The sequence below is a fragment of the Ignatzschineria ureiclastica genome (assembly GCF_003121845.1).
Classification (GTDB): Bacteria; Pseudomonadota; Gammaproteobacteria; order Cardiobacteriales; family Wohlfahrtiimonadaceae; genus Ignatzschineria; species Ignatzschineria ureiclastica.
This window is the reverse complement of the sequence record NZ_QEWQ01000001.1, coordinates 87,978-113,639: the sequence shown is the minus strand read 5'-3', so window position 1 is coordinate 113,639 and position 25,662 is coordinate 87,978. Positions and strand designations below refer to the sequence as shown.

General features: G+C 39.6%; 25 protein-coding genes and 2 tRNA genes. 26 read left to right on the top strand and 1 reads right to left on the bottom strand.

Going from position 1 to position 25,662, the window contains the following annotated elements; genetic code table 11:
• Positions 1-96: 96 nt before the first annotated feature.
• From tpiA to DC083_RS00365, 14 genes are all read left to right on the top strand, one after another.
• Complete coding sequence (gene tpiA, locus DC083_RS00430) at positions 97-846, top strand: triose-phosphate isomerase (RefSeq protein WP_109188331.1); 750 nt, start codon at positions 97-99, stop codon at positions 844-846.
• Positions 847-867: 21 nt separating this feature from the next.
• Positions 868-1,191 carry a preprotein translocase subunit SecG gene (gene secG, locus DC083_RS00425; RefSeq protein WP_109188330.1) on the top strand — a complete coding sequence of 108 codons (324 nt, stop codon included), beginning with the start codon at positions 868-870 and terminating at the stop codon, positions 1,189-1,191.
• Positions 1,192-1,207: 16 nt separating this feature from the next.
• A tRNA-Leu gene (locus DC083_RS00420) sits at positions 1,208-1,292 on the top strand.
• A 409-nt stretch (positions 1,293-1,701) separates the two neighbouring features.
• Positions 1,702-1,786 (top strand) — tRNA-Leu (locus DC083_RS00415).
• 240 nt (positions 1,787-2,026) lie between these two features.
• Positions 2,027-3,070: a type II secretion system F family protein gene (locus DC083_RS00410; RefSeq protein ID WP_189364502.1), complete on the top strand. Its 1,044-nt coding sequence runs from the start codon at positions 2,027-2,029 to the stop codon at positions 3,068-3,070.
• Positions 3,067-3,846 carry a prepilin peptidase gene (locus tag DC083_RS00405; RefSeq protein ID WP_109188328.1) on the top strand — a complete coding sequence of 260 codons (780 nt, stop codon included), beginning with the start codon at positions 3,067-3,069 and terminating at the stop codon, positions 3,844-3,846. Before DC083_RS00410 ends, DC083_RS00405 begins: the two co-directional genes overlap by 4 nt.
• A 27-nt stretch (positions 3,847-3,873) precedes the next feature.
• Positions 3,874-4,491, top strand: a complete 618-nt coding sequence (coaE, locus tag DC083_RS00400) for a dephospho-CoA kinase (RefSeq protein WP_109188327.1) — start codon at positions 3,874-3,876, stop codon at positions 4,489-4,491.
• Between the two features lie 40 nt (positions 4,492-4,531).
• A complete protein-coding gene (gene zapD, locus DC083_RS00395) occupies positions 4,532-5,248 on the top strand; it encodes a cell division protein ZapD (protein ID WP_109188326.1) in 717 nt (238 codons plus the stop codon).
• A gap of 215 nt (positions 5,249-5,463) precedes the next feature.
• Positions 5,464-6,198: a 3-oxoacyl-ACP reductase FabG gene (gene fabG / locus DC083_RS00390; RefSeq protein ID WP_109188325.1), complete on the top strand. Its 735-nt coding sequence runs from the start codon at positions 5,464-5,466 to the stop codon at positions 6,196-6,198.
• Between the two features lie 122 nt (positions 6,199-6,320).
• Positions 6,321-6,554 (top strand): acyl carrier protein, encoded by a 234-nt coding sequence (acpP, locus tag DC083_RS00385; protein ID WP_026878288.1) that lies wholly within the window; start codon positions 6,321-6,323, stop codon positions 6,552-6,554.
• 150 nt (positions 6,555-6,704) lie between these two features.
• Entirely contained in the window at positions 6,705-7,949 is a 1,245-nt protein-coding gene (fabF, locus tag DC083_RS00380) for a beta-ketoacyl-ACP synthase II (RefSeq protein ID WP_109188324.1), read from the top strand.
• Positions 7,949-9,016, top strand: a complete 1,068-nt coding sequence (gene mltG / locus DC083_RS00375) for an endolytic transglycosylase MltG (RefSeq protein ID WP_109188323.1) — start codon at positions 7,949-7,951, stop codon at positions 9,014-9,016. Before fabF ends, mltG begins: the two co-directional genes overlap by 1 nt.
• A 46-nt stretch (positions 9,017-9,062) precedes the next feature.
• Entirely contained in the window at positions 9,063-9,710 is a 648-nt protein-coding gene (tmk, locus tag DC083_RS00370; RefSeq protein ID WP_109188322.1) for a dTMP kinase, read from the top strand.
• Positions 9,707-10,675 (top strand): AAA family ATPase, encoded by a 969-nt coding sequence (locus DC083_RS00365; protein WP_109188321.1) that lies wholly within the window; start codon positions 9,707-9,709, stop codon positions 10,673-10,675. The genes tmk and DC083_RS00365 overlap by 4 nt, the downstream gene beginning before the upstream one ends.
• A gap of 42 nt (positions 10,676-10,717) precedes the next feature.
• Here the strand turns inward: DC083_RS00365 and DC083_RS00360 are convergent, their stop codons facing one another.
• Positions 10,718-11,512 carry a M48 family metallopeptidase gene (locus tag DC083_RS00360; RefSeq protein WP_109188320.1) on the bottom strand — a complete coding sequence of 265 codons (795 nt, stop codon included), beginning with the start codon at positions 11,510-11,512 and terminating at the stop codon, positions 10,718-10,720.
• A gap of 324 nt (positions 11,513-11,836) precedes the next feature.
• Here DC083_RS00360 and DC083_RS00355 point away from each other — a divergent pair, with 324 nt between their 5' ends.
• From DC083_RS00355 to DC083_RS00300, 12 genes are all read left to right on the top strand, one after another.
• Positions 11,837-12,436 (top strand): pilin, encoded by a 600-nt coding sequence (locus DC083_RS00355; RefSeq protein WP_109188319.1) that lies wholly within the window; start codon positions 11,837-11,839, stop codon positions 12,434-12,436.
• A 218-nt stretch (positions 12,437-12,654) separates the two neighbouring features.
• The gene (locus DC083_RS00350; RefSeq protein WP_109188318.1) at positions 12,655-13,077 is read left to right on the top strand and encodes a hypothetical protein; all 423 of its coding nucleotides are present in this window, start codon (positions 12,655-12,657) and stop codon (positions 13,075-13,077) included.
• Positions 13,078-13,323: 246 nt separating this feature from the next.
• The gene (rsmH, locus tag DC083_RS00345; protein ID WP_109188317.1) at positions 13,324-14,259 is read left to right on the top strand and encodes a 16S rRNA (cytosine(1402)-N(4))-methyltransferase RsmH; all 936 of its coding nucleotides are present in this window, start codon (positions 13,324-13,326) and stop codon (positions 14,257-14,259) included.
• Positions 14,256-14,573 carry a cell division protein FtsL gene (ftsL, locus tag DC083_RS00340; RefSeq protein WP_109188316.1) on the top strand — a complete coding sequence of 106 codons (318 nt, stop codon included), beginning with the start codon at positions 14,256-14,258 and terminating at the stop codon, positions 14,571-14,573. Before rsmH ends, ftsL begins: the two co-directional genes overlap by 4 nt.
• 98 nt (positions 14,574-14,671) lie before the next feature.
• A complete protein-coding gene (locus DC083_RS00335) occupies positions 14,672-16,405 on the top strand; it encodes a peptidoglycan D,D-transpeptidase FtsI family protein (protein ID WP_109188315.1) in 1,734 nt (577 codons plus the stop codon).
• Positions 16,406-16,609: 204 nt separating this feature from the next.
• Positions 16,610-18,157: a UDP-N-acetylmuramoyl-L-alanyl-D-glutamate--2,6-diaminopimelate ligase gene (locus tag DC083_RS00330; protein ID WP_109188314.1), complete on the top strand. Its 1,548-nt coding sequence runs from the start codon at positions 16,610-16,612 to the stop codon at positions 18,155-18,157.
• Positions 18,158-18,161: 4 nt separating this feature from the next.
• Positions 18,162-19,532 (top strand): UDP-N-acetylmuramoyl-tripeptide--D-alanyl-D-alanine ligase, encoded by a 1,371-nt coding sequence (locus DC083_RS00325; protein ID WP_109188313.1) that lies wholly within the window; start codon positions 18,162-18,164, stop codon positions 19,530-19,532.
• An 87-nt stretch (positions 19,533-19,619) separates the two neighbouring features.
• On the top strand, positions 19,620-20,702 hold the full coding sequence (mraY, locus tag DC083_RS00320) for a phospho-N-acetylmuramoyl-pentapeptide-transferase (RefSeq protein ID WP_109188312.1): 1,083 nt from the start codon (positions 19,620-19,622) through the stop codon (positions 20,700-20,702).
• Positions 20,703-20,861: 159 nt separating this feature from the next.
• The gene (locus tag DC083_RS00315) at positions 20,862-21,842 is read left to right on the top strand and encodes a malate dehydrogenase (RefSeq protein ID WP_109188311.1); all 981 of its coding nucleotides are present in this window, start codon (positions 20,862-20,864) and stop codon (positions 21,840-21,842) included.
• Positions 21,843-22,079: 237 nt separating this feature from the next.
• Positions 22,080-23,027 carry a ferrochelatase gene (gene hemH / locus DC083_RS00310; protein ID WP_229822004.1) on the top strand — a complete coding sequence of 316 codons (948 nt, stop codon included), beginning with the start codon at positions 22,080-22,082 and terminating at the stop codon, positions 23,025-23,027.
• Positions 23,028-23,204: 177 nt separating this feature from the next.
• On the top strand, positions 23,205-23,855 hold the full coding sequence (locus tag DC083_RS00305; protein ID WP_109188310.1) for a HEPN domain-containing protein: 651 nt from the start codon (positions 23,205-23,207) through the stop codon (positions 23,853-23,855).
• Positions 23,856-24,196: 341 nt separating this feature from the next.
• Positions 24,197-25,657, top strand: a complete 1,461-nt coding sequence (locus DC083_RS00300) for an MBOAT family O-acyltransferase (RefSeq protein WP_109188309.1) — start codon at positions 24,197-24,199, stop codon at positions 25,655-25,657.
• The last annotated feature ends 5 nt before the right edge of the window (positions 25,658-25,662 follow it).

Sequence of the window (25,662 nt, the reverse complement as noted above, 5' to 3'; positions counted from 1 at the left end):
AATTAATGGCATTCAATGATTAAATATTTGGTAAATTTTTATTTTTTATGCTGTATTTTACGATGTTGTATCCATGTAATTTAAAGGAGTAACAAGATGAGTCAAAAAAGACGCTTTGTAGCAGGAAACTGGAAGATGAATGGTAGTTTAGCTACTAATCGTGCATTGCTTAATGACTTAAGCGATTCGCTAAAAGATGCGACTGCTGAAGTGGTTGTGTTCCCACCATCAATCTATTTACAACAAGTAAGTACAATTTTAGAAGATAGCAATATTAAAGTGGGTGTGCAAAATATCTCACCTGAACCCAAAGGGGCTTTTACAGGTGAAATCTCGCTCGCTATGGTCAAAGAGTTTGGTTGTGAATATGTATTAATTGGTCACTCTGAGCGCCGTACTCTGTTTGGTGAAACTGATGCCGATGTCGCACGCAAAATGAAGGCGACCGTTGAAGCGGGTTTAACGCCAGTCATCTGTGTCGGCGAAACGCTTTCAGAAAGAGAGAATGGTCAAACTGAAGCGGTTATTGCGACTCAGCTTACTTCAGTGATTGATACTATTGGGATTGATGCATTTAATAACGCCATTATTGCTTATGAGCCTGTATGGGCAATTGGTACAGGTAAGACGGCAACGCCAGAAGAAGCGGATGCAGTGCATGATTTTATTCACTGTACATTAATGAAATACAGTGATAAAATCTGCGATCTAGTGAGAGTTGTGTACGGTGGAAGTGTGAATGCTTCAAATGTCGAATCACTCTTTGCTAAAGAAAATATTGATGGCGCGCTAGTAGGTGGCGCATCGTTAGAAGCTGAAGGATTTACAAAAATCGCTTTAGCATAATTGCAAATTAAGGTAGAGAAGATGTTTCAGAATCTAATTTATGTTCTTCATGTAGTGGTATGTCTTATCATTATTGGTCTTGTGCTTGTACAACAAGGTAAAGGTGCTAATATTGGTGCTTCTTTTGGGCAAGGCGCTTCAGGTACGGTTTTTGGCGCTGCCGGTAAAGCAAATTTCCTTGCAAGAATGACCAAGTGGATGGTTGTACTATTTTTTATCACGAGCCTTGTAATGATGTTTAACTCTGGTAAGATTACCGCTAGCAAAAGTGTGATTGATTCGTTACCTGTTCAACAAGTTCCTATGATTGGCGGGCAAGCTCCAACAACTTCTCAATCGCAATAATTTGCAACAGTTTAATGCCGGCGTGGTGGAATTGGTAGACACGCTACCTTGAGGTGGTAGTGCGTAACTGCGTCCCAGTTCAAATCTGGGCGTCGGTACCATATAAAAGCTCTAGTATGTTAAGTACTAGAGCTTTTTCTATTTAGAAATTTGGTGAAGCTTTAATTTGGTTTAAGAAAAATGGTTTTTAAACAGCTGTTGTGGGGGGTAAAAGAATATAAAGCCTGACTCACCAACACTTACAAGGTGCCGGATAGAACGGCCTCCTCACTTCTTACAATTGATGCGCCGGCCTTTAAATAAGCTTATTTTGAATCGATATTACTATAGTACTTGGTAATATAACTGATATAGAGATATGTAATGAGATGAAAGAGATGCGTATTTATAGGGGGATTGTAGAAGAAAATGCTGTTTATTTTTTGCCCATACAATTGCTTTTTTCTAGGGAGAAGATATAATCTTTTTCTCGATTCAAGAAGTAGTTTATATTTCGAGTTGAGTTGAAATGCCGGCGTGGTGGAATTGGTAGACACGCTACCTTGAGGTGGTAGTGCGTAACTGCGTCCCAGTTCAAATCTGGGCGTCGGTACCAAATATAAAACCTAGTAGAGAAATCTACTAGGTTTTTTGCATTTCTAATATTTGTACTACATTGCACAAGAATAAAGCTTAAAGCGGAAGCTATAACTTCTAAGTCTAGGGATATTTTAAGTTTACAGATGTTTTAAGTTGATAGAGGTTGATCTTCCCACGTTCAGATATTGTTTACTATATTTTCCTTATTCATTAGATGACACAATCGGTGTTTGAAAGTTTTGTAAGGATATTGGGGATGGTGCAATTAAAGCGAGAAGAGCAACTATTTTTAATGGAGCAACTTGCATTATTGTTAGGTGCAGGCGTGGCTATTGTTTCTGCAATACAGTTACTTCAAAGGATGGCAGCTCGCCGAGGATTTCGAAAGTTTCTCGAAAAATCAGAAGTTCAAATTAAATCTGGATCGCCTTTATCAGAGACTTTTGCGAATATCAAAGGAGTCCCTAAACTTTATATTGCATTAATGCAGGTAGGAGAGAGCGCCGGAAAATTACCAATGCTTCTATCTCATATTGTGACAATTGAAAAAGAGAGGCAGGGAATGATCTGCTCAATCAGAAAAGCATTACTCTATCCCTTGATGATATTTGTGGTGGCAATCGGGGTGCTTTTATTTATCTTAATTGCTGTAGTACCGACCTTTGAATCATTCTATGCTTCTAGTGGTACTGAACTTCCTCTGCTGACGCAACATATTATGTCGCTTTCACAATGGGTTTTATCAGATGTCGGCTTTCGTGGACTTTTGATTATTTTTATTCTGATAAGTCTATTGTTGAAAGTGTATCAGAAATCGGGTCTTATTCGATATCAAGTGGATCGGTTGAGTTTAAAAGTCCCTTTTCTCCGACCTATTTTAATGGCGAGTTTCAATGCAAGATTCGGGACGGTCATGGCGATTATGATCACATCAGGCGTGCCAATGATGAAAGGATTGGCCTTATTTAATGCGGGTATTGATAATCGTTATTTACAGCAGCAAGTATCGTTATTATCACAACAGATAAGTGCAGGGAAATCTCTTTCCATTTCAGGTGAAAATATCCCTATTTTTACCGATGTGATGTTGACCTTGATTGCAGTAGGCGAGATGAGTGGTCAGCTTGCACAATCGCTTACAAAAGCAGGTGAATATCATCAAGTCATTGTCGAAACTCGTATAACTCGATTTATCGCCTTATTAGACCCTATTGCCTTACTATTTGTCGGTATCATTGTCGGCATTATTTTGATCGCACTCTATCTCCCGCTATTTAGTATGGGAATGGCGATAGGATGATGTTCTCAATCGATATTATTTTATTAATAGTGCTGTTACTCTTGATATCACTTATTGCACCAATCATTATTTTGGGGATTGTCACTTTTTTTGAAATAAAGCGCGGAGTGATTGCCAAGAATTTGCCTGCTATTGATCTTATGCGACCCGATTTATCATCTATAAGGTGGTGGAGCACATTCTTTTATTGCCGGATTAAGTCGCAAAAAGCTACCTATGGATTATTAGCGATCGTCATATTGTTGCTCATGCTTTCACTCTTTACTGCCCAAGTTTTTACTGTGAGTGAATTTAATGATTACAATTTTGATGAGGTATTAGTCGCTTTGGGTCTAATATCTTATTTTTATACTTTAGTTGCTAGCCTTATAGTGTTCGATGCACGTTATTATCTGCTACCAGATCCTTTGAATTATCTACTTTTATGGAGTGGCGTTGTGGTAGCGCTCTTAGGGATAAGTGTGATTTCGCTTGAAGAATCGATTATTGCAGTCATTCTGATCTATCTTTTGCTTTGGGGGATTCGAATGAGTTATCAGTGGGCAGGGAAAAAAGATGCTTTAGGTCTTGGAGATTTGAAATTATCGGCCGCTTTAGCAGCATGGTGTGGATTGGAGGCCATTTTTTCTGTACTGCTATTGGCTACCTTATTGGCGTTATCATGCATCGTATTGAAACAGATTAGGCAAAGGGTAAGGGTGCAGGTCATTCCTTTTGGTCCTTTTCTTGGGATTTCAGGTATAATTCACTACTTAATGTTGTTTTCGTTTAGGTAAGGTTATTGCGCATTCAGGGTGTAAAAAATGGGTCAATCGAAGAAATATAGCGTTTTATTAACGGGTGGTATTGCTTGTGGGAAAACGGCTATTTCTGACTATTTGGCGAACAAAGGTGCTGAAATCATTGATACCGATCTGATTGCTCGCTCATTGACTGAAGGTAAAAGTGCTGAGAGCCAAATGGTGCTACAAGAGATTGTGGCAAATTTTGGAGATGGGATTCTGACGCAAGAGGGCGCACTTGATCGACAAAAAATGCGTGCGCTGATTTTTGCAGATGAAGGCGCTAAAAAAATCTTAGAATCGCTACTGCATCAGCGGATTCTACAAGTGGTAAAAGAGAGGCTTTCTATCCCTACACAATCATCTTATTATGTAGTGGTAGTACCCTTAATATCTTCACAATCTCCTTATTTATCACTATGTGATGAGGTGTTAGTGGTTGAAGTGCCTTATGAATTACAGTTACAGAGATTGATTGAGCGTGATAAGATTGATAGATCGTTAGCAGAGCAAATGATCGAATCACAAATTTCAAGGCTAGATAGACGTTTACTAGGTCGGTATATTATAGTGAATCAGAATAGATCTTTTGTTGAACGCATTCTTGATCAGCTTCATCAGTATTATGCTGATATGTAGGCAATAAACGAATTAAATATTGAATTTACTAAGGAAAATAATGATTTACGAATTTCCATTAACTGAAAGCATTAGACGATTTTTGCGCATTGAGATGCTTGTTGAGCAATCTTTAGTCTATATCGAGCATGATTCTGAATATAGTACAATTGCAGCTGTTCGAGCACTGTTAGACCTTGTGACTTTAGTTTCTAAAAATGACACAAAAATTGAGCTTATTAAACAGCTTGATACGATGATGGTGACCACTTCTAATTCTTTAGAGGAGCGGCAGAAAGCTGCTGAGCTGAAAGATATTTTAGGTCATCAATCTTTTCGGGCTTATGATGAAATCAAGGAAAATGTATTCTTAAATACACTTCGGCAACGGTTCGTGATTGTCGGAGGAATTTGTGCTTTTGATTTACCTGTATTGCATAATTGGTTGAGTCAGCCTTTTGAGGTGCGTAAACAACATTTTTATGAATGGATGAAGGTGATTGACAATATCCTCAATGCGGTAAAATTCGTTTTATCTTATATTCGCCAAAATTCTGTAGAAGAAGAGTGTGTTTTTAAGCATGGTTTTTATTATCGATCTGTGAAATGGCGTGCCGCTTTATTGCGTATTAATACATCGGGCTATCATTTTTTCCCTGAATTTAGTGGAAATCGTCATCAATTGAGTATTCGTTTAGTAGAGCAAGAAACGCCATGGGAGCCACCAAGACAAGTAGATACGGATATCACTTTGAAAGTGGAAATTTGCGGTGTATAACCATTGTTGATAGTCATATTTTGAGCGTTACATGTTTATAATGTAACACTGGTCTGTTTTATACTGAGTATTAATGTTGTCGGTATAGAAAAATAAAGTATAGGGAAGTAAAAAATAAATATTTTAGTGAGCATAAATAATACAATACAAAATAGTAGTATATAGAAAGAGTATTAATTATTGAGCTCATATGATTTATTCAAAGAGGAAAGTTGATGAATTTAAATGGAAAAATCGCATTGGTAACAGGTGCAACACGTGGTATTGGTCGTGCAATTGCTGAAGAGCTTGTAGCCGCAGGTGCCTATGTTTTTGGAACAGCGACTTCAGAGAATGGTGCAAATGCCATTAGTGAATATTTGGGTAATTCAGGTAAAGGCTTAGTGCTCAATGTTACTGACCAAACAAGCATCGAATCTGTACTAGAAACGATCAGTGCAGAAAAAGGTGCTGTAGAAATATTGATCAACAATGCCGGCATTACGAAAGATCAGCTCTTAATGCGTATGAAAGATGATGAGTGGAATGATGTTATTTTAACCAATTTAACGAGTGTCTATACGCTCTCTAAAGCGGTATTACGTCCGATGATGAAAGCGCGTTTTGGTCGTATTATTAATATCACATCAGTGGTTGGTATTACGGGGAATGCAGGGCAAACGAACTATGCCGCAGCGAAGGCGGGTGTGATCGGCTTTACTAAATCAATGGCAAAAGAAGTAGGATCTCGTGGGATTACTGTGAACTGTGTTGCGCCAGGATTTATTGATACAGATATGACTAAAGATCTACCAGAATCAGTTAAAGAGACACTTTTGGCTAATATTCCATTAGGCCGTTTAGGTGCGCCAAAAGAGGTGGCATCAGCGGTTACTTTCCTTGCTTCTCTTGATGCAGGTTATATTACAGGTGAAACCATTCATGTGAATGGTGGAATGCTAATGGACTAATTTTTTTTTATTCGTTATAATTGCCAATGTATTAATTTTGGTGAACTGTTAATTCAACAGTCGTTTTTTTAGTACAGAATTGGCAAAGACCATTTTGTTATAATATTTAAGGATTTGAAGTTATGAGCGACATCGAAACACGAGTCAAAAAAGTAATCATGGAACAACTTGATGCGAAAGAAGAGCAAGTTGTAAACTCAGCATCTTTCGTTGATGATTTAGGTGCGGATTCACTTGATACTGTTGAGTTAGTAATGGCTCTTGAAGAAGAGTTTGACTGCGATATTCCAGACGAAGAAGCGGAAAAAATTACTACAGTTCAGCAAGCTATCGACTACGTGAATGCTAACTTATAATAGTTGAACTAAGCATTTATCCTATTTTTTAGGTTAAATCGAGTGAAATAGAAGCGACTGTTTAGATCTTTTTAAGCTCTACACAGTCGTTTTTTTATTGAAGATCATATTTAGGATCGCAGATCAGAAAATGTAAAAGGGGAACTTTTAATGAAACGCCGAGTGGTCGTGACAGGTTTAGGAGCTGTAACTCCAGTAGGAAATACGTTTGAAGAATCATGGAAGAATATTTTAGCAGGGAAAAGTGGTGCGGCACCGATTACACATTTTGATGCCACAAATTCACCTGTGACATTTTCTGCACCGGTTAAAGATTTTGATATCTCTCAATATATTTCACCAAGAGATGCACGTCGTATGAATCTTTTTATTCAATATGGAATTGCAGCCGGACTTGATGCTTTTGCTGATTCAAAGATTGAAGTAACTGCAGAAAATGCCGACAGAATTGGTGCTATGATTGGTTCTGGTATCGGGGGGCTACCGGGGATTGAAGAGAATCATTCGGTATTATTAGAAAAAGGCCCTGGTAAAGTTAGCCCCTTTTTTGTACCCGGTTCTATCGTGAATATGGTTTCAGGACAGCTCTCAATTTTAAAAGGCTTGAAAGGTCCTAATATTGCAGCGGTAACAGCTTGTGCTTCAGCTACTCACTCTATTGGGCTTGCGGCAAGATTAATTGCCTATGGTGATGCGGATGTGATGCTCGCCGGTGGTGCTGAAATGGCGACAACCCCTTTAGGTATTGCAGGATTTGCAGCAGCTAGAGCGCTTTCTCGTCGTAATGATGCACCAGAAAAAGCTTCTCGTCCTTGGGATGTTGATCGGGATGGCTTTCTATTAGGAGATGGTGCGGGTGTATTAGTGCTTGAAGAGTATGAACATGCTAAAGCACGTGGAGCTCATATTTATGCAGAATTGATCGGCTTTGGAATGAGTTCTGATGCATACCATATTACAAGCCCCTCGCCAGATGGAGCCGGTGCCGCACAATGTATGGATGCAGCAATTAAAGATGCAGGTATCGAAGCTTCAGAAATTGATTATATTAATGCGCATGGTACCTCTACGCCGGTGGGCGACTTAATGGAGCTTGAAGCGGTAAAACGTTCATTTGGAGAATCTGCCAGTAAAGTTGCTATTAGCTCAACTAAATCTATGACGGGCCATCTCTTAGGTGCTGCAGGGGGTATTGAAGCAGTATTCTCTATTTTAGCGTTAAGAGATCAGATTATTCCGCCAACTATTAATCTTGAATCACCAGAGCCTGTTGCTGCGGAATTTAATATTATTGGTCAAGAACCACAACCTGCATCTCTCAATATCGTACTTTCAAATTCTTTTGGATTTGGGGGCACTAATGGTAGTTTAATCTTCAAGAAGATCGATGAATAATGCGTTTTCTAAGATTTTTATTACGCTGCCTTTTTTCTAAAATTACCGCCATTCTCTGTTTGGGAGTTGTGCTTTGTGGCTTAATTGTTTCGGTACAAACAATCGAGACAAATTTACGTACACCACTTAATCTACCCGAAACAGGAATGGTGTTAGATATTCGTTCAGGTATGACCATTGAGAATGTTGTTGCGGAACTTGAGCGGGACAATATTTTAAAAAATGGCAACTATCTTAAGTGGTATGCGCGTTTGACGGGGGAAGCAAGCAAGCTTAAAGTGGGTGAATATGCCCTTGAACCGATGTTAACCCCTGTTGAACTGCTCTCTATTTTAACGAGTGGGCGCGGTATTCAATACAGTTTTACGATTATTGAAGGCTGGAATTTTACGCAAGTTAGAGAAGCATTAGAAAAATCCCCTTATCTTAAGCAGACACTGAAAGGTCTTACACCCGATGAAGTGATGGTAGCATTAGGGCTTGAAGGAAAACCTTATGAGGGGTATTTTTTGCCGGATACTTATTTCTTCCCCAAAAATTATAGTGATGCAGATCTTCTTAAGAGAAGTTACGAAGCGATGGATAAGGTCTTATCTCAAGCTTGGGAAAAGCGGGATGAGAATTTACCAGTGAAAACCCCTCATGAATTGTTAACTTTAGCCTCTATTGTTGAGAAAGAGAGTGCCATTCCTGAAGAGCGGCCTGAAATTGCTGGGGTTTTCGTCCGTCGACTGCAAAAAGGGATGCGTTTACAAACAGATCCCACAGTCATCTATGGGTTAGGAGAGCGTTATGCAGGTAATGGGAAAATTTATCGAAGTGATCTGCAGCGAGATACGCCTTACAATACCTATACGCGAGATGGCTTGCCGCCGACACCGATTGCGATGCCGAGTCGCGAAGCTATTTGGGCTGCAAGCCACCCTAAGCCTGGTAAAAGCCTCTATTTTGTGGCGAAAGGATATGTATCGGAAGGGCATCAATTTTCCAATACGCTAGAAGAACATAATAGAGCTGTGCGGGCTTATCGGCAGTGGGAAGCGACACAGAAAAAATCATCGCAATGATTGTAAGATCAGTCAATGCACCGAGAAAAGAGAAGAAGAGGAATAGATGAAAGGCTGTTTTATCACTTTTGAAGGGACAGAGGGTGCAGGAAAGAGTACACAAATTTTGGCTGTCTCAAAATTTCTGCAACAACAAGGTTTAGAAGTGATTACAACTCGTGAACCCGGTGGAACAGCGCTTAGTGAACAGATTAGAGGTTTACTCCTCGATAAATCACAAAAAATGAGCCAAATGACAGAGCTGCTGCTGATGTTTGCTGCCCGTGCTGAGCATTTATCACAGGTGATTCTCCCGGCGCTTCAGGCTGGGAAATGGGTGCTCTGTGACCGTTTTACAGAATCGAGTTATGCCTATCAAGGCTATGGTCGCGGGATGCCTTTAGAGAATATTGCAATTCTTGAGCAACTTGTACAGGGGGATCTGCGCCCTGATTGTACTTTTTGGTTTGATATTCCTATATTAGAAGGAATGAAGCGGGTTAATCGCCGAGGGGAGCAGGATCGATTTGAAGTGGAAAATATTGCTTTTTTTGAGTCCATTGCAAGTGGTTTTCAAGCATTATCTGAACAGCGTCCCTCACAATTTTATCGTATCGATGCGACTCAATCGATTGAGAAAGTGACAGCGATGATCGAGGAAAAATTAGATCAACTCATTGCTATGCATGCGGTAAAGGGGATTCAAGGATTATGACTACTCCTCAAATCGTGCATTTTCATCAGCTTCCTTGGTTGTTAGACGATTATCAGCGATTAATGATCCGTTATCAGCAATCAGATCTGACGCCGCCTCAATCTTTGCTCTTGTACGGTGAGCGAGGGATTGGTAAATCGATTTTGATTGATCATCTTGTTGCCGGAATTTTATGTCAATCGGTCAGTGAAACTTTGGAGCCTTGTGGGCAATGTCAGAGTTGTCGTTGGCTTGCTTCCGGATTTCACCCTGATCTTTATACTATGGGGGGGGAGCAAGAGATTAAAGTTGATGAAGTGCGAAAAATTCATCATTTTGCTCAATTAACGCCGGAAACGGGGCGGAAAATTGTGGTGATTAAAGAGGCCGACCGGCTCAATATTAACGCTGCGAATAGTCTTTTAAAGGTTTTAGAAGAACCCCCTGCAGAGCTCTATTTTATCCTAGAGAGTAGTGCTATGGAACGCTTGCCAATCACTGTAAGAAGTCGTTGTCAGAGCGATTATATCGCTTCACCAGAACCGCTTGAAGCTTTGCACAGCTTAGAGCTCATGACGCACAGATCGGCTTTGCCCCAAGATTTAGCACTTTTGCTCGCAATTAGTTTAAATGCGCCTTTATCTGCTTTAGCATTACTACCGAGTTATCAGGAGAAAGGGCGTGACATCATAGCGATTCTGGAATGCCTTTTTGTCGGAGATTTTCAAGAAATTGGTCAAGTGAATGAACTTATCACAGTTGAATCGCTCACTTTTGCTTTGCTCTTTTTTGTGATGATTGCTTCGCTTGATCTTTATCGAGGAGAGATCCCAGTAGAGTTACAAGCGATAGTTCAATCAGTTAAGCAATTTTCGGCACAAAAGCGGTTAACACAATATGAACAGTTAGTAGAGATTAATCGTGCAAGAACCACGCAAACACGCACCTCTTGGGCACTTGAAGCATGGTTCATTAATTTCTCTTAATTCTCTTAATGTTTCTTCAATCTCTTTTGAGTGGTTTGAATGTTATTTTTTCAAATGACTGACTTTGGGAATTTGTGCTTGTAAATTGGTAATTCTTTCAGGTCCGGAGGGATGCGTTGAAAGAAGGGAACTCCCGCTATTGCCACCGGCTTGTCCCATTTTCTGCCATAGTGTGACTGCTGCATTCGGGTCATATCCCGCTAAAGCCATTAGCTCAAGCCCAATGACATCTGCTTCACTTTCCATTGTGCGAGAGAAGGGGAGAGAAAGGGCTAGGTTCCCAGCTTGTTGTAGTAGTGAGTCGCCGGCATCTCCTAATCCAAATACTTGTGAGACAATTGAGATCCCTGATGATTTTAAGACCTCTTGCGATACTTTTTCTCGACTATGTTCCCGTAATACATGGGCCATTTCATGACCGACGATCGCGGCAATTTCATCATCAGAGAGATTTAATCGTTCAACAATACCACTATACACCACCATTTTCCCGCCGGGCATCGCAAAAGCATTGAGTTCATTGCTGCGAATAACGTTAATTTCCCAATCAAATTGATTGCTATCTTGTCTAAATTGGCGAGTTTGAGGAACGAGCTTTTTAAAGACTGTCGTCACTCGGCGGGCTGTTTTTGAATTATTATCAATTGCACCTTGTTGCTTTGCTTCTGAAATAAGCCCCATATATTGTTCTTTAGATTGATTATTAAGGGTTTCGGCTGGAATTAATTGAAGCTGTGAACGTTTTACGCCAGTTAATCCCATTTGTGTAGTGTTAGCACAAGCCGTTAAGAATAATCCAATAAGCAAGAGTGCAAAAGAACGAAATAGTAGTGTCATGTGCTCATTCCTATGAGTTGAAATATTGAATAGTATAGTGGAATTCGGATTTTATTGATAAAGGGGCTTTTCTGTAGATTGTATCTATGTTAGTTCAAGTCATCATTCGATTATATAAATCTATTACACGAATTCATTTCACAGAACTAATGATACTGAATCTATGGCATCTGATCATTACACGATATTAACTGATCCATTTATTGTTAATTATTATGTTTTTTTCCATATTTCGCAATGCTGTACTAACTTTAAAATGGGTATATCACCATTTTGATTATTTTAAAGAGTACTTTGAATAGTACTTCAAAGAGGTAAAAGCAAATGAAAAATCTATGGAAAGCAGTAATAAATCATTGGAAAAATCAAGTATCCTCGCAAATAATGCCTAAAATATTATTGGATTATCCATCGCATTATTCATCGAATGATCAATCAAAGCAGAATCATCAAATTTCATCAGCTTTCTATGCGAATCATTTAAAAGATAAGGCGAATCAAGAGGCAGGTTTTACGCTCATGGAACTTTTGATTGTTTTAGCTTTAGTGGCGGTGATGAGTATGATTGCAGTCCCTATTTATCGGAATTATGTACAGAGTGCGAAAATTACTGAAGGTATGACGCTGGCAAGTGCAATGCAGTTAGATGCTGAAGTCTACTACACCTTAAATGGTAAATGGCCCGATAATAATAAAGTATTGGGACTTCCTGATGCGGAGAGTTATCGAGGAAATAGTGTCGATTCCATTCAATTAGAAGGAGAGACAATTACGGTTACATTTAATGATGATATTTCTGGGGAGAAGGATGGCGCTGTACAACTCATTTTAACGGGAAATGTGGTGGATAGTGGTCTAATTCGTTGGAAATGTGAGGGAATAAACATAAAAGAATCAGATCTTCCAAGTAGTTGTAAGTCTTAATTGATTGATATTAAAAGATCTGTTTAGGTAGTGTGAGAGGGTTCAAAGATTATGACTGATTGTTGTCATAGCGCTATAACTTGAGAATTTTCCTGCAAAAAAAAGGGATATTTCGTGATATTCTAGAGGCTTATGTTATGAAACTCGATGTAAGGCTATTCAATATTATTGTTTAATGGCATTTGAGTATTAACCGAAAGAGAGAGTGGGATAGAGCTGTGAATGAAAAACTGTTAGATCGAATCAAACCAGAATCTACTATCATGTTGGTCTTGTTTTTTATCGTAGTGGGGCTAAGTGGAATAATTGTGTGGGATTACTGGAAAAAATGGCAAATCGATGAAGATATTAAGTCCTTAAAGGCCATTTTTACAGTGATTGCACCGAATTTACCGCAAGATGGCCTACCGATGCCGATGACTGTTCCAGGGGATTATCTTTCTGAAAAAATGCCCCAAATAGCAGAAATCACTTTCTACCCTAATCAGCAGATTTATGTGCAATATCAAGGGAAATCACAGAAAGAGGGACCCTCATTACTGTTTGCATTTAAGTCGTTTTCGGAGTTACGTTCAGGCAAAGTAAAATGTATTGAAAGTTCTTTACCTAATCGAAAAACGCCTACTCAATGTCGATTATAAATGATAAAAATCCGATATTTTTAATAGAAATAGAGGGATTTTGCTTATTTTTAGCCCGATTATTGTGAACTCTAAGCAGTAACGACTAAAGAGTATCCCGTTGGATTAGAAATTACTAAAAGCGCAACAAATGGTTGCGTTTTTTTTGGTAAAAAATAAATTTTGTGGAGAATTGTGGGGAAAAGTGGCAAAATCAAACAATAAAGTGTAATATTCCTGATTACTAAATAGAATTAAAGGGTTGCTGTGAAGACCACATCAAATAAACATATCTCTGTGCTCCTAGAAGAGTCGATTGAAGCACTCAATATTCGGCCCGAAGGGACCTATATTGATGCGACTTTTGGACGAGGTGGGCATTCGAGAGAGATCTTAAAACATCTAAATCAAGATGGATTATTGATCGGTATTGATCGCGATTTAACAGCACAAGCTTATGCTTTAGAACATTTTTCTCAGTTTGAAAACTTTCGTTTTGTACGGGGAGAGATGGGTAATATGGCGACTTTAATTCAAAATTTAGGGATTGATAAGGTCGATGGAATTTTGATGGATATCGGGGTCTCTTCTCCACAACTTGATGTCGCTGAACGTGGGTTTAGCTTCATGAAGGAAGGACCTCTTGATATGCGAATGGATCAAGATGCACCATTGAGCGCTGAGAAATGGATTTCAGACACCGATGTAGATGAGATGATTCGGGTATTTAAAACTTATGGAGAAGAGCGCTTTTCTAGTCGGATTGCAAGAGCAATAGACAGTTACCGACAAGAAACGCCCATCACTTCAACTGTACAGTTAGCGAATATTATTAGCGATGCTATGCCTTTTAAAGAAGGACGAATTCATCCCGCAACTCGAGTGTTTCAAGCAATCCGTATCGCAGTAAATGGGGAACTTGATCAGTTAGAGAGTGCGTTATCACAAGCATCAGAGTTATTAGCGCCCAAAGGTCGATTAGCGGTTATCAGTTTTCACTCTTTAGAAGATCGAATAGTGAAACATTTTATGAAAGCGCAATCAACTGAAAAGGATCTCTATCCTGATCTACCGATCTTAATTAGTACGGGGAAAGCCCCTTTAAAAATTATTGGCAAGCCTGTCAAGGCAAGTGAAGCCGAATGTCGAGATAATGTGCGTTCTCGAAGCGCCATTTTACGAGTTGCAGAGAGGGTAATATGAGAGTAGAAAAATTAATCATTGTTGTCATGCTTGCAGTGGTTAGCCTTGGTGTTAATCGTGCAATGACTATTCAAGAAGGTTATAAACTTTGGAATGAGATCGATCATCTAGAGCGTGCAAATCGTAGTCTTCAGGAAGAATATGGTCGCCTACGTTTAGAAGAGAGTATGCTAGTAACCGAAGCGCTTCTTGATCAAGAGACGAGAGAGCAGTTACACATGGTCGTTCCTGATGAAACTGCCGTTGTTTATATTATTGAAACGGATACAGATGTGAAATATGTAGGATTAGAGCCTACTATTAATGCGCAATAAAATAGGTGTAATGGATTGTTGGATATTGCGGAATCCGATTTGATAAAATTTGGGATTTCATTCCTACAAAAGCTTGTAGAGAGATTGAAAAATAACTGATGAAAAATAAATCTAAAAAGTCTAAAAAGACTAAAGATATTCGCTGGCGAAAATATTTTGTGCTCAGTTTTTTTGTAATCGTTGCGATTGCGGTGATTAGTCGTGGACTCTACTTACAATATTATCATACGGATTTTCTGCTAGAGCAGGGTGATAACCGTTTTGTACGCCACATTAAGAACCAAGCAGTACGCGGTACCATTTATGATCGTAATGGTGAACCTATTGCTATCTCGACAGAGGTTCGATCTATCTGGATTGATCCTAGTATTTTAAGCCAAAATCTGCATGAATTACCCAAGTTGGCTTATTTTCTAGATCGTCCCGAAGAGGATCTCAAGCAACTTGTACTTTCCCGTCAAGAATCTCGTTTTTATTGGCTCAAACGTCAATTACCTCCGCATGAAGCGAAAGTGCTTATGGATCTTCGAATTCCCGGCGTTTATGAGCAAGTAGAGTATAAACGTTACTATCCTGATGCCGAGATCACCTCTCATATCTTAGGCTTTACGGATATTGATGATAATGGAATTGAAGGGATTGAGCTTACCTATCAAGATTGGCTTAAAGGGGATGATACCGTCACGCGTATTCGTAAAGATGCAAAAGGACGTGTGATTGAGCGTACTGAAATTATTGATCTTGAGAATTACCATGCAAGCCAAGACTTGACGTTGACTATTGATCGACGTATACAAATTTCTGCTTATCGTGCGCTTAAAGCAGCGATGATTAAACATAATGCCACAGCCGGTTCTGTGGTGGTAGCCGATATGCGTACCGGCGATATCTTAGCGATGGTAAATCAGCCGGCTGGTAATCCTAATCGTTTGGCCGATCGTCAAGCATCTCTACTTAAAAATAGAGCAATTGCCGATACCTTTGAACCTGGTTCTACAATCAAACCTTTTGTTGTCGCTGCCGGACTAGAATCGGGCAAGTGGAAACCCAACTCTGTCGTCAAAACAGGGCGCGGGGGCTATCGGATTGGTAAAAATGTGGTACGAGATGTGTCGCCTTCTGATTCGATGGATGTTACAACCGTCTTGATGAAGTCTAGTAATATCGGTGTTGCAAGAATTGCCGAAACATTAGATCCGGCACTTCTCTATACGATTTATGATCATATTGGCATTGGTAAGAAGAGTGAGATCCGGTTAACAGGAGAAGAGCCCGGAAGATTGGGCTCACTTCGTCGTTGGCAAGTGGATCCTTTTGAATATGCCACTAAAGCGTATGGTTATGGTATTAGTGTCAATACCCTCAAGTTAGCGCAGATGTATACAGTTTTTGGTAATCAAGGTTCTTTTAGACCTTTACGTCTCGTAAAAGATGATTATTATCCTGAAACGACTGCGATATTTAGCCCTAAAGTCACAGAACAAGTGGTTTTAATGTTAGAAGCGGCGACCAATAAAGCGAAAGGGGCCGGCGGTTGGCGGGCTAATGTTCCTAATTTCCGAATTGGTGGTAAATCAGGTACGGTTCGTAAAATTATCAATGGTAAATATAGTAGCGATCATCATCGCAGTTTCTTTGTGGGAATTGCCCCGATTTCAGATCCACAATATGTAGTTGCAGTGATGTTAGATGATCCGAAGAAAGAGGGTTATTATGGGGGATTAGTGGCAGCGCCTATCTTCAGTGAAGTAATGCGAAGTACATTACGGATTATGGGAACGAAGCCCGATGCCTTGTTAGATGATGTAAATATTAAGTTAATCGCAAGGTAAAATGAGGAAAGATTAATCATTGAGGTGAATAGGGGTTCGATAATCCCTATTTTATTATAAATCGTTAGCAGATCTTTGTTAGCAGATTTTATAGATCAAACGTGATTGCTCAAAAATGACCGTTACCATAATGAGCCATTCACAAGTATCATCAAAAGTATAAAGAGCGGAATGAGTCGCGAGTAAAAAGAGAAGGAGTATAGAATGACTTTACGAGAATTGCTTCAAATAGAACAAGGAAATGGTGCAGTTCCACCAGAAGTTTCTAATATCCTTGCGAATTTACCAGAGATTCCGGAGATTGAAATTACAGGGCTCTCTTCTGATAGCCGTTATGCTCGTAAAGGGGATCTCTTCTTTGCGAAAAAAGGGGCGAAATCTCATGGGTTAGACTATCTCCCACAATTATTAGAGATCGGTATTGCCGCCATTATCTATGAGAAAGATGAGGCAATAACTAAACCTAATGATATCTATGCTTTAGAGGTCTCTTCGATCGATGCATTAATGCGAGTAGTGACACAACGATACTATCAATCGGTACAAGATCATTTAGCCTTGATCGGTGTAACGGGAACAGAAGGAAAGACTTCTGTGACACAGTTTATTGCAAAGGCTTTTCATTTGTTTCAAATTGATTGTGGCGTAATTGGTACAAATGGTATCGGTATTTTGGGGGATCTCAAAGAGAATACTCACACAACGCCGGATCTATTAGCACTCTATCAGTCGCTTGATGATATTGCTAAGGTCGAAGGCTTACACACTTTAGAGAATGGTCGCTTACCTGTGGCGCTTGAAGTCACCTCTCATGCATTAGATCAGAAACGGGTTGAGGGCTTACATTTTCAAACAACTGTTTTTACTAATTTAAATCGCGATCATCTTGATTATCATGGCACTGTCGAAGCTTATGGTGCCGCTAAAGCTCGACTTTTTTGGGAATATCCGCAGCAAAGTAGTGTGATTAATATTGATGATTCATTTGGCAAGAAGTTATATGAATCATTACAACAAACTCATACAGAGATTCGTTACTATCCTTTTGGTAGTGAACCATACGAAGCGGCGCATTATCTACAGATTGCTGAGTTAAAACTGCATGAGAAAGGTTTAAATTTTATTCTTCGCTATCAAGGCCATGATTATCCTGTTGAAAGTCATCTTTATGGGGCATTTAATGCCTATAATTTAGTAGCAGCTATCGGCGTATTGCTCTCTCTTGGATTGGAGATTACTCGTATTATGACGGTTATTCCAGAGATTGCCTATGTACAAGGACGAATGGAGATGGTGCATCTCAAAAATGGAGCGGTGGCAGTCGTTGATTATGCGCATAAACCGAATGCATTACAGCAAGCACTCATTTCCCTGCGCGCCCATTTAGAAAAAGGGAAATTAATCTCGCTCTTTGGGTGTGGAGGAAATCGCGATAAAGGGAAGCGGCCATTAATGGCGGAAATTTCTGAAAAATATGCTGATGAAGTGGTGATCACGAGTGATAATCCTCGTTTTGAAGATCCTTTAATGATTATTGAAGATATTAAAGCAGGGTTACAAAATCCAATGGGTTCGCATATCGTGGTAGAGCCAGATCGGGCTTTAGCGATTAAAGCAGCGATTATGCGCAGTCAGCCCGGCGATATTATTTTAATTGCTGGTAAAGGACATGAAGATTATCAAATCTTAGGTGATAAAGAGATCTATTTTTCTGATCTTGCTGAAGTTAAGAAGAATAATGAGGAATTATAAATCTATGAAGCTATCTGAAGCCGCAAAAATTATGAATGGTGAGCTTATTGGGCAAGATGCCTATTTTTTTGGGGCAGCGAGTGATACACGAAAGTTAAAACCCGGGGAGCTCTTTTTTGCTTGGAAAGGTGAACGATTTGATGCGCACGATTATCTTGAAAGTGCAGAGATGAAGGGGGCTATTTGTGCAGTGGTTGAACGTTTTATTCCCTCAGCACAAATTGCCCAAATTGTGGTAAAAGATAGTCAAAAGGCACTTGCAAAAATTGCAAAGGCTTGGCGCAAAGCATGGAAAGGGACGATGATTGCGCTGACCGGTTCTAATGGCAAAACAACACTGAAAGAGATGATTACCTCAATTCTTTCAGTGAAACACGAAGTGCTCGCAACGGAAGGAAATTATAACAATCATGTGGGTTGTCCATTGATGTTATTGCGTTTAAATACCCACCATACACATGCAGTCATCGAAATGGGTGCAAACCACCCAAAAGAGATTGAGTTTTTGACGAAGATCGTACAACCTGATATTGCAATTTTAAATAATGCCGGCGCTTGTCATCTAGAGGGATTTGGCTCTCTTGAGGGTGTTGCGAAAGCAAAATCGGAAATCTTTATGGGATTAAGTGAAAGTGGTACCGCCATTATTAATGCTGATGATGCTTTTGCCGAATTTTGGCAGAGTAATTTAGAAGGGCAGAAGGTTATGACTTTCGGAATAGATCATCCTGCAAATGTGATGGCCAGTGCGCTTGATGGACAACACTTTCATCTCTCGATTCAATCGGGGGAGCCTTCATCTCAAGTTTCAGCGCTTGAGGCGGATGTCACATTACAGCTTTTAGGCCGACATAATATTTTAAATGCCCTTGCAGCAACCGCTGCGGCTTATAGTGCGGGCGAGACGATAGAGACAATTGTTACAGGTCTTGAGGCGGTAGCGCCGGTAAAAGGGCGGTTACAGGTTGTCAAAATTCAAGATAAAGTGCAGTTAATCAATGATGCATATAATGCAAATCCTAATTCATTAAGAGCCGGAATCGATGCTTGCCATGCCGGTGTTCGTTGGTTAGTGCTAGGCAATATGCGAGAATTGGGAAGTGAAGAAGTTGTGATTCATCAAGATGCTGGGCGTTATGCAAAAGAGGCCGGGTTTACAAAGCTTTTTGCACTAGGTGAGTTAGCTGCGCATTCGGCAGTTGCTTTCGGTGATGGGGGAAGCAGCTACGAGAATCATGAGGCACTATTAACCGCTTTACAATCGGCTATTGCAGAATATCAAGGGGATGCACTTTTAACGATTCTATTGAAGGGGTCTAATAGTATGAATATGCAATATTTTTATGAAACATTAGCCCCTAGTGAAATTCGATAGATTTTAATCATTTTAGCTATAGAGCGGCACTGATCTTAGGGATAGTACCGATCAATATTTTATAAGGAAAGGAATTAATTTAACATTATGTTGTACGCGCTACTCTCCCATTTAGCCGATTATTGGTCCCCATTACGTGTTTTTCAATATATTACGATGCGCGGTATTATGGCGGCTTTAACGGCGCTCGTTTTTAGTATTGGTTTTGGTCCTGCTTTTATTCGTTTATTACAAAAACAACAGATCGGTCAGTTTGTGCGTAATGATGGGCCTGAAAGTCATCTTTCAAAGCAGGGGACGCCCACTATGGGGGGCTTGCTCATTATCTTTGGTATTCTGATTGCGACACTCTTATGGGCTGATTTACGTAATATCGATATTTGGATTGTTCTTTTTGTCCTTGTTTCTTTTGGGGCTGTCGGCTTCTTAGATGATTATAAAAAGGTCATTAAAAAGCAATCGCTAGGGCTTCGTGCTAAAGAGAAGTATCTCTATCTCACGATTGCAGGCCTCATTGCTTCCTGCGCGCTCTACTTTACGGCAAAAACAGAAGCAGATACCGCACTTTTAATTCCTTACTTTAAAGATCTAACGATTCCTTTAGGGATTCTCTTTATTCCTTTTACTTACCTTGTGATTGTAGGAGCGAGTAATGCCGTGAATATGACAGATGGTCTAGATGGGCTTGCGATAATGCCGACGATTATGGTCGGTGGTGCTTTAGGAATTTTTGCCTATATTGCCGGGAATGTAATCTATAGTGATTATTTGGCATTGCCATTTGTTGATGGTGCTGGGGAAGTGCTTATTGTCTGTGCTGCGATTGTTGGCGCTGGCCTTGGTTTCTTATGGTTTAATACTTATCCTGCCCAAGTCTTCATGGGCGATGTTGGGGCATTAGCCTTAGGGGGAGTCTTAGGTGTGATCGCCGTCATTGTACGCCAAGAGCTTGTTTTCTTTATTATGAGCGGGCTTTTTGTAGTGGAAACGTTGTCGGTTATTTTACAAGTAGGTTCTTACAAACTTCGCAAGAAACGCCTATTTCGTATGGCACCAATTCATCATCACTTTGAGTTAAAAGGTTGGCCTGAACCTAGGGTCATTGTTCGCTTCTGGATTTTCACCTTTATCCTTGTATTAATCGGACTTGCCTCTCTAAAATTGCGTTAATGATGCTACATAACGTACAGGAAAAATCGCTAAAATAGAAGACATTCATCGTGATTGGCGTATAATAGCGAATACAAATTTTTATTACATTTTCACTACAAATTCATAGATCTTATATTTTTATATATCTGATATTTTATTTAATAGGAGTAGTTCATTATGAAAAAACCTGTACGCGTAACAATCACTGGTGCTGCCGGTAATATCGGCTATGCAATGGCATTTCGTATCGCAGCCGGCGATATGTTAGGTCCAGATCAGCCTGTCATCTTACAATTGCTCGAAATTACACCGGCTTTAGAAGCGCTTAAAGGGGTTGTAATGGAGCTCAATGACTGTGCTTTTCCATTAGTACAAGGTATTGTTGCTACAGATGATTTAAATGTGGCATTTAAAGATACAGATTATGCAATGTTAGTCGGTGCGCGTCCTCGTGGCCCTGGTATGGAGCGTAAAGACCTATTGGAAGCAAATGGCGCAATCTTTGGCCCACAAGGTAAAGCTTTAAATGATCATGCGAGCCGTGATGTAAAAGTATTAGTGGTAGGTAACCCTGCAAATACAAACGCATTAATCGCTATGAAAAATGCACCAGATCTTAATCCAAGACACTTCCATGCAATGACTCGTTTAGATCATAATCGTGGTTTAAGTCTTCTTGCAGAGAAAACAGGTGCGCATATTAATGATATTACGAAGATGACAATTTGGGGTAACCACTCATCAACACAATATCCTGATTTAACTTTCACAACAATCAACGGTAAACCTGCATTAGAAGTAGTAGATCGAGCATGGTATGAGAATGATTATATCCCACAAGTTCAACAACGTGGTGCGGCAATCATTAAAGCGCGTGGTGCTTCTTCAGCGGCCTCTGCAGCCTCTTCGGCTATTGATCATATGCGTTCATGGGCACTCGGTACTAAAGAAGGGGATTGGGTTTCAATGGCTGTACCTGCTGATGGTTCTTACGGTATTCAAGAAGGGATTATTTTCTCGTATCCATGTGTCTGCAAAAACGGTGATTTTGAAATCGTTCAAGGGCTTGAAATCTCTGATTACTCGCAAGCTAAAATTGATGCAACAGAGAAAGAGCTTCGTGAAGAGGCAGATGCAGTTAAAGGTCTATTAGGTTAATTGCCGTCAGTGAATCGATGAAGATCTGTGAATATCAGATATTATTTAATATAAGATAATTAGTCTGATAAATGAGATTCATTAGCAATAACTTTGAAATAACTGATAGAATAAGCCATATTCCTAAGTGAATGTGGCTTTTTTATATTGTAAGCTACCCACAAAGCGTGCTTCTTTTATCAAGAGCAACGTAGCGTTAAAGTTATTTCTATCAGAATGAAAGAGAAGATCATTAATATGAAAAAAATAGGCGTTGTATTAACCAATCTAGGAACTCCTGAGGCACCGACTAAAGCTGCATTAAAAGTCTATTTAGAGGAGTTTCTCAAAGATCCTAGAGTGATAGAACTGCCTAAATGGCAATGGTATCCGATTCTTTACGGGATTATTTTAAATGTTCGTCCTCAAAAATCGGCCGAAAAGTATCAGATTGTCTGGGATAATGGCTCACCGTTGCTCAATATTACGAAAAGACAGGCCGAGCAGCTACAAGCATTATTGCCGGACAATTATCGAGTTAATATCGCGATGCGTTATGGAAATCCCTCGATTGAGTCCGCGATTAAAGAGATGATTGCTGAGAAAGTGGATGAGATTGTCATTTTTCCGCTTTATCCACAATATTCTGCTGCAACAACAGCTTCTGTAATGGATAAAGTAGGGGAAGTCTTAAAAGAGTTACGTTATTTCCCGGCGCTTCGAGTGTTAGGTGCTTATTATCAACATCCTCGTTATATTGAAGCTTGTGTCGATCAGATTCGTAAAGAAACAGAAGGGAAATCCCTTGATCGTTATGTCTTCTCATATCATGGAATGCCGCTACAGACCTACAAAGATGGGGATCCTTATTATGATCATTGTATGGAAACGACCAAATTGATCGCAGAAAAGATGGGTGAGCCACTAGAGCGCTTTGAAACAGTTTTTCAATCTCGTTTTGGAAAGGCTGAATGGCTACAACCTTATGCCGCTGAGTTTTTTGAAACCGCACCTGCAAAAGGCATTAAAAATATTGCCGTTTTCTGCCCAGGGTTTAGTGCCGATTGTTTAGAAACGCTTGAAGAGATGGCGATGGAGAATCGGGATCTTTTTTTAGGTGCCAATGGAGAGAGTTACCATTTCATCCCATGTATTAATAACAATGAGCTACACATAGAGATGATGCAAGAGATTGTGATAGAGTAAGTGAAAAGATTATCCCTATGATTTTGGTAAATAGCCATATATTCAGTATACTAAACAGATTATGAATTAATAGTTATAAAAATGACTATAAAATTGAATGGATGGTAGAAAAGTGCGAGATTGATGATGGATAATCTCCATTGAATATTAGGTAATGACCCATGATAAGGACGAGAGATGAGTAATTTAGAGAATTTAAAACAATTATTTGAAGAGATTAAGCTTGATATTCCCAAAGCAGTGAATTTACGAACCTATCGTTGTTTAAGTTGGTTAAAAAAGGCTAGGGAAGCGCAAGGCGATCTTGATATGCGTTTTATTTCGCTCTGGATTGCTTTTAATGCGATTTATGCCAAAGATGTTGAATTTGCGGTGAGTGATAAATCAGCTTTTAATCAATTTATCCACCTTATCAATAATCGGGCAGGCGAAGAGCTCTATCAAATTACTTGGAAAAAGTATTCAAGTGAAATACGGATTTTCTTAGAGAATAAATTTGTATTTCAAGGCTTTTGGGATTTCCATAATGGTCAGATTACAGAAGAGGCTTGGCTTGAGGATTTTGCGAGTGAGAAAGAGCGAACAAAACGCTCGCTTGAAACACAAGATTCAGCAGGTTTACTACTCATCCTTTTCAATCGAATCTATACGTTGCGTAATCAAGTCTTTCATGGCGGTGCAACCTATGGGAGTAAAGCGAATCGCAGGGCATTAATCAATGCATGTGATCTCTTAGAAGTTTATACCGAACTCTTTTTACAAGTGATTTTGGAAAATCCGGATGAGAGCGAATGGGGAAAACCCTATTATCCGTATATTCAAGAGTAACATTGCAAGCGTAATGACTCATAAGTTATCAAGCTTGAGCTGAAAACCAAGAAAACCCAACGAGAGCGATCAGTGTGATTGATCAATCTTATTGGGTTTCTTCGTATCAATTAGAATTTTCATCGTAAAACAATGAGAAGGCATTACTATTTATGGATAACAAGTGATAGAATTGCTCAGTCATTGACATCGGGGAAATAACATTAAGCTAATGTTATATATATATTGTGAATGATTGTTGAGTACATTGAGAAGATTATCTAATTTTATCTAAATTGATCTAAATAAGATGATTTTTCTGAGATGAGATCCTGTCAAAATAGCATAAGCAAGGTTTACGAGTGAGTTATCTTTCTATAGAATTTGCGACAATTTTTGTCCTCTTTTTTCTACTATATTGGAGTCTTCGCCCTTTTGTCGGTTTACAAAATGGGTTGCTACTCGTGAGTAGTTATCTGGTTGTCGGGCTATTTAGTCTACAATTTGCGATTATTTTGGCAAGTTACACTGTCGTGATCTATCTCTTATCGACTGCGATTCACAGTAGCCGAAAGCCCAAATTATGGTTAGCCATAGCAATTATTGTAGGAATTGGGAATTTAGCAGTCTTTAAATATTATAATTTCTTTGCCCCCACTTTATCGGAGCAATTATCGAGTTTTGGTTTTGATTTTAGTTTTCCGATTGCCGAGATTATCCTACCGATCGGGATTTCATTCTATACATTTCACTCGATTAGTTATCTTGTATCGCTCTCTCGGAAAGAGATTGAGCCGGTGAACTTTTTTGATTTTGCACTCTTTCTCTCATTTTTCCCGAGCGTCATCGCAGGCCCGATTAATCGCGCAAAAGATTTTTTACCACAGATTCAAACTAGAGAACATCGAGATGTGTTAGAACCGCATCGCGCGTTTATGTTGATTATTCTTGCGATTATCAAAGTCTATTGGGTCAGCGCGCTCTTCTCTGAAGCCTTAGTGCGACCTGTATTTGATAACCCCAGTGAATTTCATACGATTGAGTTAATTTTAGCAATTTACGCTTATGCGGTTGAGATTTATCTCAACTTTTCAGGCTATACCGATTTAGTAACTGGTATTGCGTTGCTCTTAGGCTTTAAGTTACCGATTAACTTCAATGCACCTTATCTTGCGACTAGCCTCAAGCAATTTTGGGATAAATGGCATATCTCGCTCTCAACTTGGATTCGGGATTATATCTATTTTCCATTAGGAGGAAGTCGGCGTGGTTTGACGAGAGCACAGATCAACGTGATGATTGCGATGGTTCTCTCTGGACTTTGGCATGGTGAAACGCTCAACTTCTTAATTTGGGGCGCGATTCATGGAATTGGCGTTGTCTTTTTAAATCTTAAAGATCACCTTGTAAAAGGGCGCTTAGTGGCACAAGGTCTATCTGATGCCGAGGTGAAATCCTACTTTAAAACCGAAGTGGCAGGTTGGAAAGTCTATCTCTATCGCTTCTTAACCTTTAACTATATCTGTTTAGGTTGGATCTTTTTCCGTAGCGAAAGCTTTGATGACTCATTAGTTTACCTTGAATCACTTTGGCATAACTTACAATTTGAACTCTTCCCAGCGCATTCGCTAGGGCTACTCTTAGGTTTAATATTGCTTATTTTTGCAGTTTATCCTTGGTTAGTAAAAGTGCCAGGATGGTTTGTTACTTGGAGTCAGAAGATTCCTTGGCTGCTATTGCCATTTCTCTTTATCGCGATATTGTGGGGGGCGATCTATATGGCACCGTCCGGCATTCCACAATTTATCTACGCAAGTTTCTAGGAGGC

Excerpts from the sequence above, each read along its gene's own strand:
- acpP (WP_026878288.1), top strand. The coding sequence starts at position 6,321 with ATGAGCGACATCGAAACACGAGTCAAAAAAGTAATCATGGAACAACTT.
- DC083_RS00365 (WP_109188321.1), top strand. The coding sequence starts at position 9,707 with ATGACTACTCCTCAAATCGTGCATTTTCATCAGCTTCCTTGGTTGTTA.
- DC083_RS00405 (WP_109188328.1), top strand. The coding sequence starts at position 3,067 with ATGATGTTCTCAATCGATATTATTTTATTAATAGTGCTGTTACTCTTG.
- DC083_RS00360 (WP_109188320.1), bottom strand. The coding sequence starts at position 11,512 with ATGACACTACTATTTCGTTCTTTTGCACTCTTGCTTATTGGATTATTC.
- DC083_RS00410 (WP_189364502.1), top strand. The coding sequence starts at position 2,027 with ATGGTGCAATTAAAGCGAGAAGAGCAACTATTTTTAATGGAGCAACTT.
- fabF (WP_109188324.1), top strand. The coding sequence starts at position 6,705 with ATGAAACGCCGAGTGGTCGTGACAGGTTTAGGAGCTGTAACTCCAGTA.
- mraY (WP_109188312.1), top strand. The coding sequence starts at position 19,620 with ATGTTGTACGCGCTACTCTCCCATTTAGCCGATTATTGGTCCCCATTA.
- fabG (WP_109188325.1), top strand. The coding sequence starts at position 5,464 with ATGAATTTAAATGGAAAAATCGCATTGGTAACAGGTGCAACACGTGGT.
- secG (WP_109188330.1), top strand. The coding sequence starts at position 868 with ATGTTTCAGAATCTAATTTATGTTCTTCATGTAGTGGTATGTCTTATC.
- DC083_RS00315 (WP_109188311.1), top strand. The coding sequence starts at position 20,862 with ATGAAAAAACCTGTACGCGTAACAATCACTGGTGCTGCCGGTAATATC.
- DC083_RS00325 (WP_109188313.1), top strand. The coding sequence starts at position 18,162 with ATGAAGCTATCTGAAGCCGCAAAAATTATGAATGGTGAGCTTATTGGG.
- coaE (WP_109188327.1), top strand. The coding sequence starts at position 3,874 with ATGGGTCAATCGAAGAAATATAGCGTTTTATTAACGGGTGGTATTGCT.
- DC083_RS00305 (WP_109188310.1), top strand. The coding sequence starts at position 23,205 with ATGAGTAATTTAGAGAATTTAAAACAATTATTTGAAGAGATTAAGCTT.
- ftsL (WP_109188316.1), top strand. The coding sequence starts at position 14,256 with ATGAGAGTAGAAAAATTAATCATTGTTGTCATGCTTGCAGTGGTTAGC.
- mltG (WP_109188323.1), top strand. The coding sequence starts at position 7,949 with ATGCGTTTTCTAAGATTTTTATTACGCTGCCTTTTTTCTAAAATTACC.
- hemH (WP_229822004.1), top strand. The coding sequence starts at position 22,080 with ATGAAAAAAATAGGCGTTGTATTAACCAATCTAGGAACTCCTGAGGCA.
- tpiA (WP_109188331.1), top strand. The coding sequence starts at position 97 with ATGAGTCAAAAAAGACGCTTTGTAGCAGGAAACTGGAAGATGAATGGT.
- tmk (WP_109188322.1), top strand. The coding sequence starts at position 9,063 with ATGAAAGGCTGTTTTATCACTTTTGAAGGGACAGAGGGTGCAGGAAAG.
- DC083_RS00330 (WP_109188314.1), top strand. The coding sequence starts at position 16,610 with ATGACTTTACGAGAATTGCTTCAAATAGAACAAGGAAATGGTGCAGTT.
- DC083_RS00335 (WP_109188315.1), top strand. The coding sequence starts at position 14,672 with ATGAAAAATAAATCTAAAAAGTCTAAAAAGACTAAAGATATTCGCTGG.
- DC083_RS00355 (WP_109188319.1), top strand. The coding sequence starts at position 11,837 with ATGAAAAATCTATGGAAAGCAGTAATAAATCATTGGAAAAATCAAGTA.
- zapD (WP_109188326.1), top strand. The coding sequence starts at position 4,532 with ATGATTTACGAATTTCCATTAACTGAAAGCATTAGACGATTTTTGCGC.